12 protein-coding genes are annotated in these 15,861 nt (G+C 66.0%); 4 read left to right on the top strand and 8 right to left on the bottom strand.

Features of this window, described 5'->3' with window-relative positions:
* Positions 1-29: 29 nt before the first annotated feature.
* A complete protein-coding gene (gene lon, locus B4L36_RS14670) occupies positions 30-2,447 on the bottom strand; it encodes an endopeptidase La (RefSeq protein ID WP_292958705.1) in 2,418 nt (805 codons plus the stop codon).
* Positions 2,448-2,741: 294 nt separating this feature from the next.
* On the bottom strand, positions 2,742-4,094 hold the full coding sequence (locus B4L36_RS14675; RefSeq protein ID WP_292958707.1) for an ATP-binding protein: 1,353 nt from the start codon (positions 4,092-4,094) through the stop codon (positions 2,742-2,744).
* A gap of 37 nt (positions 4,095-4,131) precedes the next feature.
* Here B4L36_RS14675 and B4L36_RS14680 point away from each other — a divergent pair, with 37 nt between their 5' ends.
* On the top strand, positions 4,132-4,998 hold the full coding sequence (locus tag B4L36_RS14680) for an MBL fold metallo-hydrolase (protein WP_292958709.1): 867 nt from the start codon (positions 4,132-4,134) through the stop codon (positions 4,996-4,998).
* Between the two features lie 172 nt (positions 4,999-5,170).
* Here B4L36_RS14680 and B4L36_RS14685 read toward each other — a convergent pair whose 3' ends face one another.
* The 4 genes from B4L36_RS14685 to mprF form a co-directional block, all read right to left on the bottom strand.
* Positions 5,171-5,962, bottom strand: a complete 792-nt coding sequence (locus tag B4L36_RS14685; RefSeq protein WP_292958711.1) for a hypothetical protein — start codon at positions 5,960-5,962, stop codon at positions 5,171-5,173.
* A 5-nt stretch (positions 5,963-5,967) separates the two neighbouring features.
* A complete protein-coding gene (locus tag B4L36_RS14690) occupies positions 5,968-6,615 on the bottom strand; it encodes a hypothetical protein (protein ID WP_292958713.1) in 648 nt (215 codons plus the stop codon).
* A 133-nt stretch (positions 6,616-6,748) separates the two neighbouring features.
* Positions 6,749-8,821: a bifunctional DedA family/phosphatase PAP2 family protein gene (locus B4L36_RS14695; RefSeq protein WP_292958715.1), complete on the bottom strand. Its 2,073-nt coding sequence runs from the start codon at positions 8,819-8,821 to the stop codon at positions 6,749-6,751.
* Positions 8,822-8,825: 4 nt separating this feature from the next.
* The gene (gene mprF, locus B4L36_RS14700; protein WP_292958717.1) at positions 8,826-11,411 is read right to left on the bottom strand and encodes a bifunctional lysylphosphatidylglycerol flippase/synthetase MprF; all 2,586 of its coding nucleotides are present in this window, start codon (positions 11,409-11,411) and stop codon (positions 8,826-8,828) included.
* Between the two features lie 394 nt (positions 11,412-11,805).
* Here mprF and B4L36_RS14705 point away from each other — a divergent pair, with 394 nt between their 5' ends.
* The 3 genes from B4L36_RS14705 (at position 11,806) to B4L36_RS14715 (ending at position 14,497) form a co-directional block, all read left to right on the top strand.
* Positions 11,806-12,477 (top strand): response regulator transcription factor, encoded by a 672-nt coding sequence (locus B4L36_RS14705; protein WP_292958719.1) that lies wholly within the window; start codon positions 11,806-11,808, stop codon positions 12,475-12,477.
* Complete coding sequence (locus B4L36_RS14710) at positions 12,474-13,850, top strand: sensor histidine kinase (RefSeq protein ID WP_292958721.1); 1,377 nt, start codon at positions 12,474-12,476, stop codon at positions 13,848-13,850. Before B4L36_RS14705 ends, B4L36_RS14710 begins: the two co-directional genes overlap by 4 nt.
* A gap of 80 nt (positions 13,851-13,930) precedes the next feature.
* On the top strand, positions 13,931-14,497 hold the full coding sequence (locus B4L36_RS14715) for a fused DSP-PTPase phosphatase/NAD kinase-like protein (protein ID WP_292958723.1): 567 nt from the start codon (positions 13,931-13,933) through the stop codon (positions 14,495-14,497).
* Between the two features lie 68 nt (positions 14,498-14,565).
* On the opposite strand, the gene B4L36_RS14720 is transcribed toward B4L36_RS14715, so the two are convergent.
* Together B4L36_RS14720 and B4L36_RS14725 are read right to left on the bottom strand one after the other, a co-directional pair.
* Entirely contained in the window at positions 14,566-14,886 is a 321-nt protein-coding gene (locus B4L36_RS14720; protein WP_292958725.1) for a TM2 domain-containing protein, read from the bottom strand.
* An 88-nt stretch (positions 14,887-14,974) separates the two neighbouring features.
* The coding region (locus B4L36_RS14725; protein WP_292958727.1) for an aminotransferase class V-fold PLP-dependent enzyme at positions 14,975-15,861 on the bottom strand (887 nt) is incomplete at its 5' end.

Consider the following 15,861-nt stretch of genomic DNA (forward strand, 5'->3'; position numbering starts at 1 on the left):
CCAAGTTCACCAACTGCAAGTTGCGGCGATCAATGCGCGACCGTGGCCCCGCCCTTTTCGCCCCCCTGGCCCGAGGCGATTCGCGCCGCCTCGGCGGCCTCTTCGGCGGCCTCGTCCCACTCGACCGGGTCGGGCATCCGAACCAGGGCGCGTTTCAGGACCTCGCGGACATTGCCGACCGGGATGATCGTCAGTCCGGTCTTCACGTTGTCGGGGATTTCGGCCAGATCCTTTTCGTTGTCGGCCGGTATCAGCACCGTCTTGATACCCCCGCGCAGCGCCGCCAGCAGTTTTTCCTTCAACCCGCCGATGGCCAGGACGTTGCCGCGCAAGGTGACCTCACCGGTCATCGCGACGTCCTTGCGGACCGGAATGCCGGTCATCACCGACACGACAGAGGTCACCATCGCCACCCCGGCCGAGGGCCCGTCCTTGGGCGTGGCGCCTTCGGGAACGTGGACATGGATGTCGCGCTTGTCGAATTCCGGCGGCCTCACCCCGATTTCGGGCGAGATCGAGCGCACGAAGCTGGAGGCCGCGTCGATCGATTCCTTCATCACGTCGCCCAGTTTGCCGGTCGTCTTCATCCGACCCTTGCCGGGCAGGCGCAGCGCCTCGATCTGCAACAGATCGCCGCCGACCGATGTCCAGGCCAGCCCGGTGACGACGCCGACCTGATCCTCTTTCTCGGCCAGGCCGTAGCGATGCCGCCGCACGCCCAGATATTCCTCGGCCTTCTCGGGCGTCACCTCGACGGACTTGACCTTGCCCTTCAGGATCTCGGTCACGGATTTGCGCGCCAGCTTGGCAATCTCGCGTTCCAGCGACCGCACCCCCGCCTCGCGGGTGTAATAGCGGATCACATGGGTCAGGGCCGCGTCGCTGACGCTGAATTCGCCCTTGCGCAGGCCGTTGGCCTTGATCTGCTTGGGCAGCAGGTGCTGCTTGGCGATCTCGCGCTTTTCGTCCTCGGTATAGCCGGCCAGCGGGATGATCTCCATCCGGTCCAGCAGCGGTCCGGGCATGTTGTAGCTGTTGGCGGTGGTCACGAACATCACGTTCGACAGGTCGTATTCGACCTCGAGATAGTGATCGACGAAGGTCGCGTTCTGTTCGGGATCCAGCACCTCCAGCATCGCGCTGGCCGGGTCGCCACGGAAATCCTGCCCCATCTTGTCGATTTCATCCAGCAGGATCAGCGGGTTGGTCGTCTTGGCCTTTTTCAGCGCCTGGATGATCTTGCCGGGCATCGAGCCGATATAGGTGCGGCGGTGGCCCCGGATCTCGGATTCGTCACGGACGCCGCCCAGGCTGATGCGGATGAATTCCCGCCCCGTCGCCCGCGCGACCGACCGGCCCAGCGAGGTCTTGCCGACACCCGGAGGCCCGACAAGGCACAGGATCGGCCCCTTCAGCTTGGTCGACCGGTTCTGCACCGCCAGATATTCGACAATCCGTTCCTTGACCTTTTCCAACCCATAGTGATCCGCGTCCAGCACCTGTTCCGCCTTGGACAGATCCTTTCTGGTGCGCGACTTCACGCCCCAGGGCAGCGCCAGCAGCCAATCCAGGTAATTGCGGCTGACCGTGGCCTCGGCCGACATCGGCGACATCGACTTCAGCTTCTTCAGCTCGGATTCCGCCTTTTCGCGGGCTTCCTTGCTGAACTTGGTCGCGGCGATCTTTTCTTCCAGCTCGGCCAGCTCGTTCTGGCCGTCCTCGCCATCGCCCAGTTCCTTCTGAATGGCCTTCATCTGCTCATTCAGGTAGTATTCGCGCTGCGTCTTCTCCATCTGGGTCTTGACGCGCGACTTGATCTTCTTTTCGACCTGCAGCACGGACATTTCGCCCTGCATCATCGAATAGACCTTTTCCAGCCGTGCGGCCACGTCCAGCGTGTCCAGCAATTCCTGTTTCTTGTCCAGGTCGATGCCCATGTGGCCGGCGGCCAGATCGGCCAGCTTGCCGGGTTCCTTCGCCTCGGCGACGGCGGTGACGACCTCTTCGGGAATGTTCTTGCGCACCTTGACGTAACGCTCGAATTCCTCGGCGACGGTGCGCACCAGGGCGGTCAGCGTGGCTTCGTCGCCCCGGCTTTCGGCAAGGACGATGGCCGAGGCTTCGAAATGATCCTCGTTCGGCACGAAATCGGTGATCTGCACGCGCTCCTGCCCCTCGACCAGCACCTTGACGGTGCCGTCGGGCAATTTCAGCAATTGCAGCACGTTGGCCAGAACGCCGGTGCGATAGATACCGTCTTCGTCGGGTTCGTCGACCGAGGCGTCCTTCTGCGCGGCCAGCAGAATCGGGCTGTCCGATTCCATCACCGCCTCCAGCGCGCGGACCGATTTCTCGCGGCCCACGAACAGCGGCACGATCATGTGAGGAAACACCACGATGTCGCGCAAAGGCAGCACCGGATAGGTCTGAGAAGCGAATTCGTTCATTGCTTTGCGTTCCTTTCCTGCCCGAAGCCGTGGCCCCGTCATGGCGACGCACGGCCCCTGCATCGCGACAATCTAGGCGCGGCACGGGCCGCGTTCAATATGACGGAGAGAATACCACATATTATGTGACACCGCCGGCGGGACGCAAATGGATGTAAGTCCGGCGGGCGCGCAATCGGAAATCCGGGATGGCGTCTGCCGGATTGCGGGCCCGGCCGACGCCCTGCCAGGCAGGTCCCGCACCGGATCCCGCAGGACGCCCCGCACCTGCATCGCGAAGCGCGGCCAGCGCCGTCAGCGGGGGATCACGATCTCGGCCCGCAATCCGCCCAGCCGCGCGCCGCGGCCCAGCCGCAACTGACCGCCATGCCCGCGCGCGACATCGGCCGCGATTGCCAGCCCCAGCCCCGCGCCTTGCCCGCTGTTGCGGTTGCGCGACGGATCCAGCCGGGTAAAGGGGCGCATCGCGGCCTCCAGGCTGTCGTCGGGTATTCCCGGCCCGTCATCCTCGACCCCGATCCGCAGGCTGCGCGGGCCCAGGGTCGCGTCGATCTCGGCCCGGCTGCCATAGCGGACGGCATTGCCGATCAGGTTTTCAAGCGCGCGCCGCAGCATGTCGCGGCGAAAGGTCGCCTGGCCCTGCGGATCGCCGCTGACCCCCAGCAGCAGGACATCATGGCCCGCCCGTTGCCCATCGCTGGCGATTGCGCCGAGGAAATCGGCCACGTTGATCGCCTCGGCCGGGCTTTCCCGGGCATCGTCGCGGGCATAGTCCAGAAATGCGTCGATCATGCGGTTCATCTCGGCCAGATCGGCCTGCATCGCGGCGATGTCATCGGCATCGGGCGGAATGTCGGTCGAGATCATCGACAGCCCAAGCTGCATCCGCGTCAACGGCGTCCGCAGATCGTGGCTGATCCCCGACATCATCATCTTGCGCTGTTCGTTCTGCCGTTCCAGCCGGTTGCGCATGTCCAGAAACGCGGTGCCGGCGCTGCGGACCTCGGTCGCGCCGGCAGTCCTGTAGGCGACCACGCGTCCCTTTCCGTATTCCTCGGCCGCCCGTGCCAGCCTGCGGATCGGCCGCAACTGGTTGCGCAGAAAGACCACGGCGATCCCGCTCATCAGCAGCGAGGTGAAGATCATCAGGACGAATAACTGGTGCGGATTGGTGGCGGTCACGCGGGTGCGGTCGAAGGTGACCGAGAAGGGGCCGTAGCGGCCCGTCAGGGTGACCGCCACGACGCTGTCGTCGCCGACCAGGTCGATGGCGGTGATGCCGGGCACATTGTTGCGCAATTCGCGGATCAGCACCCGACCCGAGAAATCGTAGAAGACCCGGCTGTCGCCCTGCCGCTCCGGCGCCGGAAGCTGCAGCCGCAAGCCCAGCGGCGCGGCGATGGATTGTCCCGCCAGCTTCGCGGTGGCCAAGTTTTCGGCGCGGTCCATGCGTCGCAGCACGAAGTCCAGTTCGCGCGCCATGCTGGCTGTCATCTGCCGGGTGACACCCTCGAAATGGCGCTGAAGGATCATCACGCTGACGACCAGGGTGATCACGACCACCGGCAGGATCAGGATCAGCGCCGCCCGTCCATAAAGCCCGCGCGGAAACAGCCCTTTCAGCCAACTGGTCTCTGTGTGGTTCAACGTGGCAACCCCTTTCGCGCCACGCTAGGCTATGACGATGAGCGCCGATCCGAAAGAGCCGCTGCGCATCCTTGCGCCGAACCCCTCGCCGTTGACCGGGCCGGGAACCAACAGCTTCCTGATCGGCCGCGATCATGTCGCGGTCATCGATCCCGGCCCCGACGATCCCGGCCATCTGCATGCGATCCTGGACGCGGCACCCGGACCGATCACCCATATCCTGGTGACCCATGCCCATCGCGACCATTCCGCGGGCGCCCTGGCGCTGTCGCGCCGGACGCAGGCGCCGGTGCTGGCCTTTGGTGCCGCCGAATCGGGCCGCTCGGCGGTGATGCGCCGGCTCGCGGCGGCGGGGATGGAGGGCGGCGGCGAGGGGCTGGACCGCCATTTCGCGCCCGATCGGGTGCTTCGCGACGGCGACTTGATCGAAAGCCCGGACTGGCGCCTGCAGGCCCTGCACATGCCCGGCCATGCCGCCAGCCATCTGTGCTTTCTGTGGGGCGATCAGGTCTTTTGCGGCGATCTCGTGATGGGCTGGGCCTCGACCATCATCTCACCGCCGGACGGGGATCTGATCGATTACCTGCGCTCGCTTGCGCGGCTTGACGCGCTTGCGCCGCGCCGGATGCTGCCTGCCCACGGCGACGCGATCGAAAACCCCGCCGTCAGGCTGGCCGAACTGGTTGTCCACCGGCGGGAACGCAGCGCCCAGATCCTGGCCGCGCTTTGCCGGCGATCCGATACCGCAGACGGCCTCGCGCAGCGTCTCTACCAGGACATTGCGCCGGGATTGTTGCCCGCGGCGGCGCGCAACTGCCTGGCCCACCTGATTGCGCTGGCCGAGATCGGCGCGGTCGCGACCGATACTGCGATCGGTCCGGGCAGCGTCTTTCGCATCGCTTGATGCGGGTCGCCCGGTGCCTGCCGGACGTCGGGCGAGGATATCCGCGCACAGGGCAAGCCTGTCCGCGGATCACGCACCTTGCGGCCGGTAGCGCCGGACCGCCGCCCCGCATGACAGGCGGGGCGGCGGCAAGGTGGTGTCAGGCCGGCACGAAGCTTGCCGGATTAGTGGCTCATTCGGCCAGTTCGGGCGCGGCCTTCGTGGTCATCACGAAGACGGTCGAGGCGATCACGATCAGGAAGACGAAGCTGGTGATCACGGTGCCGAGGCCCAGGCCGCCGAACTCGGTCGGCTGTGCCAGAAAGTCGCCGATAGAGGCACCAAGCGGCCGGGTGAAGATGTAGCACAGCCAGAAGGCCCACATCCCGTCCAGACCCAAGGCGAAATAGCCAAGCGCCAGCGACGCGATGATCAGCCCGAACAGCACGCCGGTTCCGGCAAAGCCGACCCCGAAGGCCTCGGAGATCAGGTCGCCCACCGCCGTGCCAAGCGCGAAGGTGAACAGGATCGCCAGCCAGTAGAAGGCCTCGCGTCGGAAGGTGAAGACCTCGTGGATCGACAGCGTCCGTTCGACCGCGTACCAGACCGCAAAGGTCGCGGCCAGCGCCAGCGTGAAACCGATGGTCGAATCGATCAGCGGGATACCGAAGGCGTCGGTCATGTTGTCGGTGATCAGCGTGCCGACCACCGAGATCAGCACCACGGCGATCCAGTAGACGGCGGGCACATAGGCCCTTTGACGGAACTGCCAGATCATCGCCGCGATCAGGATGGCGGTCATCAGAAGTGTCGTCTTTCCCAGTCCGAGGCCCAGATTGACGGCCAGCAGATCGGCGGCGGTCTCGCCCATGGTCACGGCAGTCAGCTTGATCAGCCAGAAGCCGGGGGTGACTTCGGGAACCCGGTTGATCCGGGCGGATTGCGCAAGCGGGCGGTCGATATCGGTGAAAGTTGCGTCGCTCATGGTCTTCATCCCTTGATTTGGGCCAGTGCCTGCGCCGAATAGGCGTCGGCTCGGGCATCATCGTCGGCATTGCAGCGTTCCAGCGCCTTGGCTTGCAGACCGCTGACAGCGGTGGTCGGCGTGGTCGTGCCGATCGCGTCGCGCAATTGCCCGATCAGTTCTTCGCAGGGCAGGGCGCGTCCGCTCTGGTCGGTGACGGCAATGCCCGAGACATACTGAACCGGGCCCGAGGCCGCGGCCGTGGTTGCGGCGGGGGCGTCCAGCGTCGTGGCCAGCCTGGCCAGCGCCACATCGACCGTCGCCTTGTCCGGCGCATCGGCGCGCAGCGCCTTGAAGGCGCCGTCCGCGGCCGCGTCGACGTTGTTCCAAGCGCCACGATCGCCCTGGCGGAGGGCGGCGGCGTTCTTGTCCCACAGGGTTTCGAGATCGGTGATCCGGCGCTCGGCCGCGGTGTAATCGCCGGTGGCGGCGATGGCCTGCGTGTCGGTCACGATGGTCTTGTAGGCGGACAGATCGCCAAGACCGGCCGAGGCCTGCGTGGCAGAAGCGTCCTGCGCTGTCGGCGAGATATACATCTCGGCCAGGGTGAACCCGCCGGCCGGAACGGCGATCAGCACCGCCGACAAGAGCAGGTTTCGAAAGGTGGCGTTCATGAAAAGCATCCTGTCTTGTTCAAGGCGGCCTCGATCCGAGGTCCGCAGCGCAAGAGATGACAGAATCTTTCCCGCAAGGTCTGACGCGGTTCTTACGGTTTGGTAAGCCCGCGCCGCCTTGGTGCGTGGCCGGTCAGGGCAGGGCCAAAACGACCGCGTCAGCCTGTTCTGCCGTCGCGGCGGCATCGCGCGGCCGTGGCAGCGCGATGCGGGTCACACGGGTCGCCTGCAGGGCAAGAAGCTGTTGTTCCAGCCGGTCGCGAATGGCGGGGTCGGACGCGAAGGGCCGCCCGGATCCTGGCTCCGCGGCCTCGTCCTGCCCGACGGTCCCGAAAAAGGCGCGAAATCCCTGGGCGGTGACATATTCGCTGCGCCAGAACCGTGCCTTCGGAGCGGCGATCGACCGTGTTGCACCATCCGGCCGCCGCTGGACGAAAGCCAGATCGTTCGGCTGGCCGCGCCAGAAATGCGACACGGTCTCGATGGTCGGGTCTTCCTCGCCGGCGAGGGCGGCATAGAGGGCGTCGAAGACAAGGCCGGCCGAGGGCAACCGGGATGCGTCCCAACCCGCTGCCCGCATGGCCTCGGACAGGGCGGCTTCGTCCCGCGCAAGGACGATCAGCGAGATGGGATGAACCGGCGATCCCATCAGCGATTCCGTCGAGGCGGGAAGCCCCGCGATCCCGGCCAGGCCCCCGGCATCCGGCAGGATCCGATCGGCCGTCTGGGTCGGGGTATTGCGCGGATGGTCATAGCGCCAGACATTCGCGGCGGCCAGGCCGATCAGTCCCAGGATCAGCGCAACGCCCACGATCCTCGCGGATCCGCGGGCGCCCCGGTGCGGCTCGGGCCGTTCCGACAGCCGCCATTCGGCGATGGCCACGCCCATGGTGACCCACAGCGCGCCGACCAGCCAGCCGTTCAGGACATCGCTGAGGTAATGCTCGATCAGATAGATCCGGCTTCCGCCAATGGCGAAGGCCAGAAAACCCGCCAGCAGAAGCGCCGTCTCGGCGCGCAGCCTTCCGGCCCGCCAGATGACATAGAGAATCATCCCGTAGGCCGCGACCGACGCGGCCGCATGACCCGACGGAAAGCTGCCCGAGGTTTCGGCGAAGACGCCCAGCGGGGAACGCGGTCGCGCGAAGGCAAGCTTCAGCAAGGCCACCGAGATCGTGTTCCCGATCACCGATACGGCCAGCCCCGCGGCAAGCGCGCGCCGACCGGACAGCAGCAGCCACAGCATCGCCGCGCCGAAGACCGGCACCACGACATGCCATCCCCCCAATGCAGTGATCAGCGAGGCGATCCGGATCGGCCCCGGCGACTGGAAGTGGTGGATCAGCTGGGCCAGCCGCATGTCGAGTTGAAGCATCGGGTTGCCAGCCAGGAAATCGACGGCGGAATCCAGCCAGACCGCGCCGATATAAAAGAAGATCACCATCAGAAGACTCAGCGGCAATCCGGTGAAGGAGGTGCCGTCGAAACGGGCCAGAACCCAACGCGCCGCTTGCGGGTGGGCTGCGATGCGTCTCCCGATCGCGGGGCTGTCGGCCAGATTGCCGAGGGCGGCAGAAATGACCGCCCATGCCAGGGGAACCAGCCGCAGCGCCGCATAAAGCATGACCCAAAGCACGATCAGCAACAGGCCGACACCGCCGCCCAGGACGGCGAGGCGCGTCAGCGATCCGCCGATCCTGCCCATGACGTCGCCCAGAAAATAGCCTATGGCGACATGGCTCAGCGCATAGGGAAGGCTGCCCGCCAGGTTCCAGATCAGAAACTGGCGTCGCTTCATTCCCGCCATGCCGGCGGCCAGCGGTACGAGACCTGCGACCGGCCCCAGAAAGCGGCCGATGATCAGCGCCATTCCGCCGCGTCTTTCAAACAGGCGGGTAGCCCGTGCAAAGGCGGCCGAATCGCCGATCCGACGCCGGCCGGGCAGCCGGTTCATGGCCAGCCTGCCGATCCAGTAGCCCAGTTCCGAACCGAGGACAGAGCCGATCGCGACGAACCAGACCAGATCGAAGAAATCCAGAAGACCCCGCTGCACCAGAACGCCGCCGGCATCCACGATCAGGGTTCCGGGAACCACGACCCCGGTCAGGAAGAACGCCTCGAGCATCGATGCAAGACCGATGAGCCAGTAGCCAAGAACGCCAAGCGCCTGGAGCGAGGGAAGAATTTGATCAAGTGAAAGGTTCATCGGCCTATCTTGAAATCAGTCCGCGCGCCGAACCCGCAATCAGCAGCGCGACATCGCCCATTGCAAGCATGGGTGACACATTGGGTGGCAGCGCCAGATAGCGCGGGCGCCATTCGGGCTGAAATTTCTGCTTGAAGGCGCGCAGGCCCTCGAAGTTGTAGAAGGCGCGCGCATGACGATAGATCAGCCCGCCAAAGCGATTCCAGGATCGCGCGACCGAACGTTCGGACAGGCCCGACAACGGCGCTGTGCCAAGGCTGAATTCTTCGGCGCCGCGCGCCTTGTAGTGCTGGATCAGGCAGAGGAACATGTATTCCATCAGGCCCGAAGCCTCTCCGGGCAGGTATCGCATCAGATCGACGCTGACGCGCCGCCCGCCACAGGATTCCATGATATTCGCAAAGGCTGCGATGCGGCCATCCTTGCGCACCACGGCGATGTCGAACAGCGCCAGATAGTCCGGGTCGAACCGGCCGACCGAAAAGCCCTTCTCGTGACCGGCCTTGCCGCCAAGCCAGGCCTCCGAGATCTGGCGCAGTTCGGCCATCAGCGCGGGGTCGTGCGGCGCGGACAGAAGCGCGCATTCATAACCGTCCCGCTGGCGCTTGTTCATCGCGGCGCGCATGGTCTTGAACCGGCCGCCCGAGAGGCTGAAATCGGACAGGCGGATGATCGCTTCCTCGCCCGTCTTGTGCAGCGTCAGCCCCATTTCGACCCACAGCGCGAGGTTGCGTCCGCTGATCTCGTAGAAGACGGGCCGCCCGTTTGACTGGGCGGCGTATTCGAGAAAGGACCAGACGAGCGCCTCGAATTCGTCCGGATCGCCAACCGGATCGCCGAGCACGATCCAGGATCGTCCGCGAACCCCATACATGACGAAGGCATTGCCGGATTCGGAAAACAGGAACCGCTTGTCGCCGGTCTGGCCAAGCCAGCATTGCGGATCCTGGGCCTCGCCGCACAATCGGGCCGCGCGCGACAGGGTTTCGGCATCGGCATCGCGCGGTGGTGTATGGCCGACGGGCCGGGTCAGCAGATAGATCCCGAAGAAGAACATCAGCGCCGTCGCCACCAGCCCGGCCCGCAGCGCCCGCGGCGTGTTCGAGCTTCGCGAGAACTCGGACCAGAGGTCATTGGAATAGGGAACCGCCTTGTGCACGAAAAAGAAGAAAGTTGCCGCCGCAAGGCCGACGCCGACGACCGTCGCGAACCAGCGCGGCTCGAACACGCCCGCTGTCAGCCGGCCGGGGCGATCGAAGGCCTTGCGGAACGGCAACAGCAAAAGCGCGCCGAAGGCCAGGAAGGCCGCATTCTCGTAACCGAAATCGTTGAGCAGCGAGGCAACGGACCCAGCCAGCAGGGCACCGATGGCGAACCACCAGGCCGACGATACCCGGCGGGCCAGGCCATGCGACACGATGATCAGCGCGATCCCGGCCACGGCAGAGGCGATGGTTCCCCCTTCCAGCAGCACGGCTCCGACCAGGTCGCCCTCGGCGATGGCGTTGGCGCGGACCGACGGCAGCATCGTGACCAGAAGCAGGTAGGCCCCGAAACCGAATGCGACCACCGCGACCAGACCGGGCGAAAATCCACGCAGCGTGGCAAGCGCGGGTTGCATTCCCGGAGCCCGCCCCACCAGCCGCGAGCCAAGTCCGCTTGCCAGCCGGGCCTCGTTCAGCCCGACCAGGACGAATGCCAGTGCGAAGGGCACCAGGTAATAGATCAGCCGGAACAGCAGCAGCGCCGCAGCGGCGTCACCGACCGGCACCGAGGCGGGCAGCGTTCCGATCACCACCGTCTCGAAGACGCCGATCCCGCCCGGAACATGGCTGAGCACGCCGAGCATGGTCGCGGCGGCATAGACCGCGACGAAGCTGGCATAGTCGGGCTTGCCCGCCGGCAGCAGGATCCACAGCGCAAAGGATGCCGCCGCGACGTCGATGAGGGTGACGACAAGCTGTCCGGCAAGATCGGCGGGCGGGGGCAGTCGCAACCGGTGGCCGCGGATGGCAAGGCTGCGCTGGGTCGCGGACATCCAGCCGATCATCAGCACGGAAACCGCCGCGATGGTCCCTGCGACCATCTGGATGGTTCCCGGCGCATAGGGCAGATAGGCGCCGATCGCGCCGGGATTGATGGCCAGCGCGACCACCCCGAGCAGCGTCAGGCCGGTCCCCAGGGCCAGCGCGATATAGCCCGAGACGGCCGCGACCTCGAACGCGTTCAGGCCGACGGCCGAATAGATGCGGTATCTCACCGCGCCGCCGGACACGACGCTGACACCGATCGTGTTGCCGAAGGCATAGCCCAGAAAGCCACCAAGCGCGACGATCCCGCGATCAAGGCGCTTGCCGATGAAGCGCAGCCCGAACCAGTCATAGAAGATCAGCGCGACATAACCTGTCGCCGTCGCGCCCAGGGCGGCGCCAAGGCTCGCCACCGGTGTGGACCTGATCTGCGCCGCCACATCGGCCAGGCTGACGGGCTTCAGCAAGGTATAGAGCGCGTAGAGACCCAGTGCGAATAACGCCGCCCCGATCAGGACGGGCGCCGCGCTTCGCAGGGACTGAAGGCTCGGTCGGACCATGCGCGGACACCAGTTTGTTCGAAACGTTCACGGATCGCTGCGGGCTTACCCAAAGCGGGGCGGACTTGCCAAGCGTCAATGCGGCCTGGGCCCGCTTCTTACAAAAAAGTAAGCCCGTTGAAAGGGGTTTCGCCCTGGCGAGCCGCTGCCATTGCCACCGGATAACCGAAAATTGCCCCGCCGCAGCGGAAAGCAGGGGATGCGGGCCGGCAACAGGACCGCGGTTCCCGCGCCCCGCCGGCCGCGATCATGTCTTCGCCCGGGCGCCGTCTTGCGATAGGCAGAAGGCGGGGGAAGACGCGGGCTGCGCCGCCCGAATCCACCGGCTCGGCGCGTTTTCCGATCCGGTTTCGGCCGTCGAACCGGGGAACGACAACAGAGGGGATTCTTCACGATGCGCATCCTGCTTGCAGAAGACGACGCCGAAACAGCCGCCTATGTGGTCCGGGGGCTGTCCGGCGAAGGACATGTCGTCGATCATCTGACCGATGGCAGGGAGGCGCTGTCGCAGGCGATGTCGGCCGGATACGACCTTCTGATCCTGGACCGGATGATGCCGGGACTTGACGGGCTTTCGGTGCTGAAATCGCTGCGCGCGGCCAGGATCGACGCCCCTGCGATCCTGCTGACGGCGATGGGCGCGGTCGATGACAAGGTGGCCGGGCTTCGCAGCGGCGCGGATGACTACATGGTCAAGCCCTTTGCCTTCGTCGAATTGCTTGCCCGGATCGACACGATCTGCCGCCGCCCGGCGACGCGGGACGAGGTCGTGGAACTGGTGATCGGAGAACTTCGGCTGGACCTGCTGACGCGCGAGGCGGCACGCGACGGCCAGCGCGTCGACCTTCAGCCCAGGGAATTCCTGCTGTTGAAACATTTCATGGAACGGCCGGGCCGCGTGCAGACCCGTACCGTCTTGCTGGAATCGGTCTGGGGGCTGCAATTCGATCCCAAGACAAGCGTCGTCGAAACCCATATCAGCCGCCTGCGCAACAAGATCGACAAGCCCTTCGACAAGCATTATCTGGTCACGCTGCACGGCGTCGGCTACGTCTTGCAGCCATGAGACGGCCGCTGTCCTGGTCGATGCGGTTTGCGCTGGCATTGTCGGCGGTCTTCGCCATCGGCACCTTGTCGGCCGGTGGTTTGTCCTATCTTTTCCTGTCGCGGGAAATGAGTCAGCGCCTTCTGGCCGATGTGCGATCCAGCGCAGAAAGCCTGGCGCGGATCGCGTCCACCGGCGACCGGACCGATCTTGACGAGGAAATCCGCGCCCAGGTCCGCTCCAGCAGGAACGGCGCCAGCCTGTTCGCCTTTGTCGATGCCGCCTCGGGGCAGACCACCGGCTCGCTGCGGCTGTCGGCCCCCTTCGAGGGCGCGCGCCGTCTGCTTGTCGGCCGCGACATCCCGGCAGGCGCGCCCAAGCAGGCCGACAGCGCCGAGGCCTATCTTGCCTTCGGGATCCGGACCGAACCCGGCTGGGTCATCGCCGCACGCGACGAGGCCTGGGTCAGCGAGAATGGCGAGATCCTGGTGCAGACGACGGCATCGTCGCTGGCTCTTGCGATGGTGTTGTCCATCGGGCTTGCGCTGATCATCGCGCGCAGGAACGAACGCCGCATCGACCGCATGGACCGGGTTCTCGACGAAGTCGGCGCCGGGCGCATGCATCGGCGGATCGGCGACGGCGGCAACGACGACATCGCCGACCTCGCCGCCCGCGTGGATCAGATGCTCGACCGGCTCGAAACCGGGGTCGAGGCCATCCGGCAGGTGTCGACCGATGTTGCCCATGATCTGCGCGCGCCCCTGGCGCGGCTGAGGATGCGGCTGGAACCACAGGCCCTTTCCGGCACGCTGCCGGCGGATGCCCGGCGCGAGATCGGCTCGGCCCTGATGGACATCGACGCCATCTCGGCGACGTTCGACGCGATCCTGCGTCTTGCACGATTGCAGTCGGGCACCGTGGGGCGGCGTCACGATCCCGTCGATCTGGTGCGGCTGGCTGCCTCGATCGGCGAAATCCTGCAGCCATCGGCCGAAGAGGCCGGCCATACACTCGACATCGACCTTCCGGCCGCGCCCGTCCGCGTCCCGGGCGACGAGGATCTGCTGGCCCAGGCGCTGACCAATCTGGTGGTGAACGCGGTCGAACATTGCCCGCCGCCGGCCTCGGTGAGAATCGAGGTCGGTCTGCGGGCAAACCGGCCCGTGCTGACCGTTTCCGACAATGGCCCCGGCATCCCCGAGGCCGATCGCGGGCCGGTCCTGGAACGGTTCGTGCGCCTCGATGCCAGCCGGTCGGTGCCCGGAACGGGGCTGGGCCTCAGCCTGGTCTCGGCGATCGCCGAGCTTCATCAGGCGACGCTGGTGCTTCAGGACAACGCGCCCGGACTGAGGGTTTCGATCATTTTCCCGGCCGCCCTTACAAATCCGTAAGGATGCGGCAAGGCCCGTCGCGGGCCGGCGGTTCACAAGGCGTCATCGGCCGCTGCGCCCCTGTCCCGGATGGATCGCTCATGTCCTTATACACCCGTCTCAAATATGCGCTTGGCGCCTTCGTCCTGCTGCTTCTCGGACTGGGGCTGTATCTCGGGGCCATTCAGCTCAGCGGAAATTTTGCCCCGGTCGTGGCTGGTGAGGTCTATCGTTCGAACCAGGTCACGGCCGCGCGCCTGGCCCGATATCGCGACAGCTATGGCATCCGGACCGTGCTGAACCTGCGCGGCGCCAGCCCCGGTTCCGACTGGTACGACGAGGAAGTCAGGGCAGCGGCGGCGCTTGGCATGACGCTGATCGATTTTCCGCTGTCGGCGAGTCGGGAATTGACCGAAACGCAAATCCGCGACCTCATGCGGATCCTGCGCGATGCGCCGAAACCCTTGCTGATCCATTGCCGGTCGGGCGCCGACCGCACCGGTCTTGCCTCGGTGATCTATCAGGCCGTGATCAAGGGCATGGACGAGGACCGCGCCGAAAGCCAGCTTTCCCTGCGCTTCGGTCATTTTTCGGTCCCGGTGCTGTCGCAGGCTTGGCCCATGGATCAGACCTGGGAACGGATCGAGGCGAAGACCGCGCTGGAATGAGGGCTCCACGATCACCAGCCCGGCGTGCCGATCCCGATGGCCAATGGTCAGGGGCTCGTCCGCGGGCTCTAGCGACCCGCGATGGCCTCGGAGGTCAGGCGCTGGCGCAGGATCGCCTTGTCCTCGCGGATCATGGCGGGAATCAGGAACAGGTCGATCACCATCCAGATGCTGACAAGGGCCAAGGGCACCCAACCGATCAGGATCGGCGCGGTAAGCAGGCCGAAACCCCACAGGACCAGCATCAGGAATCCGCTGACATAGCGGCCCAGATAAAAGCGGTGCGCGCCAAATCCCCACAAGACCAGCGCCAGCAGATAGGCGACCAGGGGTGACTTCGCCTCGTTCGCGATGCGCTGTTCGATCAGCAATTGCCCTGTGCTGTCCATCGGTCGGCGTTTCCTTTCCCAAGATCGGGCGGCTAGGTCGCCCGGTCATCGAGATAGGATTTTCCCGGCCCTGCGCAAGATCCGCCGCCTAGAACACCCTGTCAAAGACCGTTTTCAGCCGCGTCAGGGTGCCATCGACATCGGCCAGCTTGTCCAGACCGAAAAGACCCAGCCGGAAGGTCGAGAACCCGTCGCCCTCGCCCACCGCCAGCGGCACGCCGGCCGCGATCTGCATCCCTTCTTCCGCGAATTTGCGGCCTGACCGGATCTGGGGATCGTCGGTATAGCTGACCACCACGCCGGGCGCCCCAAAGCCCGGCGCGGCGACCGAACGGACGCCCCTCTCGGCCAGCATCGTCCGCACGCCGTCCCCCAGCCGCCACTGCGCCGCGCGCGCGGTTTCGAACCCCATGGCGCGGGTTTCCGCCATCGCGTCGCGCAGCGCCAGCAGCGAATCGGTCGGCATGGTCGCGTGATAGGCGTGGCCGCCATCCTCATAGGCCGCCATGATCGCGCGCCATTTCTTCAGGTCCATCGCGAAACTGTCGCTTTCGGTCTTCTCCAGCCTGCCTGCGGCGCGCTGCGACAGCATCACCAGCCCGGCGGCGGGTGTCGAGGACCAGCCCTTCTGCGGGGCCGAGATCAGCACATCGACGCCGGTCGCGGCCATATCGACCCAGACCGCGCCCGATGCGATGCAGTCCAGCACCATCAGCGCGCCCACCTCGTGCGCGGCCTCGGACAGCGCGCGGATGTAGTCGTCCGGCAGGATCAATCCCGCCGAGGTCTCGACATGCGGGGCAAAGACCGCATCGGGCCGGGTTTCGCGGATCGTCGCGGCGACATCCTCGATGGGCGGGGGTGCATAGGCGGGCTGGGGCGCGTTCCCGGCGGGCCGGGCCATCGCCACGGTGGTATCGCGCGCGAAACCGCCCGCCTCGAATATCTGGCTCCAGCGATAGCTGAACCAGCCGT

Origin of the sequence: Paracoccus sp. UBA889, from assembly GCA_002294185.1 — a bacterium.
GTDB lineage: Bacteria > Pseudomonadota > Alphaproteobacteria > Rhodobacterales > Rhodobacteraceae > Paracoccus.

Excerpts from the sequence above, each read along its gene's own strand:
- B4L36_RS14690 (WP_292958713.1), bottom strand. The coding sequence starts at position 6,615 with ATGAACGCCACCTTTCGAAACCTGCTCTTGTCGGCGGTGCTGATCGCC.
- B4L36_RS14720 (WP_292958725.1), bottom strand. The coding sequence starts at position 14,886 with ATGGACAGCACAGGGCAATTGCTGATCGAACAGCGCATCGCGAACGAG.
- B4L36_RS14685 (WP_292958711.1), bottom strand. The coding sequence starts at position 5,962 with ATGAGCGACGCAACTTTCACCGATATCGACCGCCCGCTTGCGCAATCC.
- B4L36_RS14715 (WP_292958723.1), top strand. The coding sequence starts at position 13,931 with ATGTCCTTATACACCCGTCTCAAATATGCGCTTGGCGCCTTCGTCCTG.
- B4L36_RS14705 (WP_292958719.1), top strand. The coding sequence starts at position 11,806 with ATGCGCATCCTGCTTGCAGAAGACGACGCCGAAACAGCCGCCTATGTG.
- B4L36_RS14680 (WP_292958709.1), top strand. The coding sequence starts at position 4,132 with ATGAGCGCCGATCCGAAAGAGCCGCTGCGCATCCTTGCGCCGAACCCC.
- B4L36_RS14710 (WP_292958721.1), top strand. The coding sequence starts at position 12,474 with ATGAGACGGCCGCTGTCCTGGTCGATGCGGTTTGCGCTGGCATTGTCG.
- B4L36_RS14695 (WP_292958715.1), bottom strand. The coding sequence starts at position 8,821 with ATGAACCTTTCACTTGATCAAATTCTTCCCTCGCTCCAGGCGCTTGGC.
- mprF (WP_292958717.1), bottom strand. The coding sequence starts at position 11,411 with ATGGTCCGACCGAGCCTTCAGTCCCTGCGAAGCGCGGCGCCCGTCCTG.
- lon (WP_292958705.1), bottom strand. The coding sequence starts at position 2,447 with ATGAACGAATTCGCTTCTCAGACCTATCCGGTGCTGCCTTTGCGCGAC.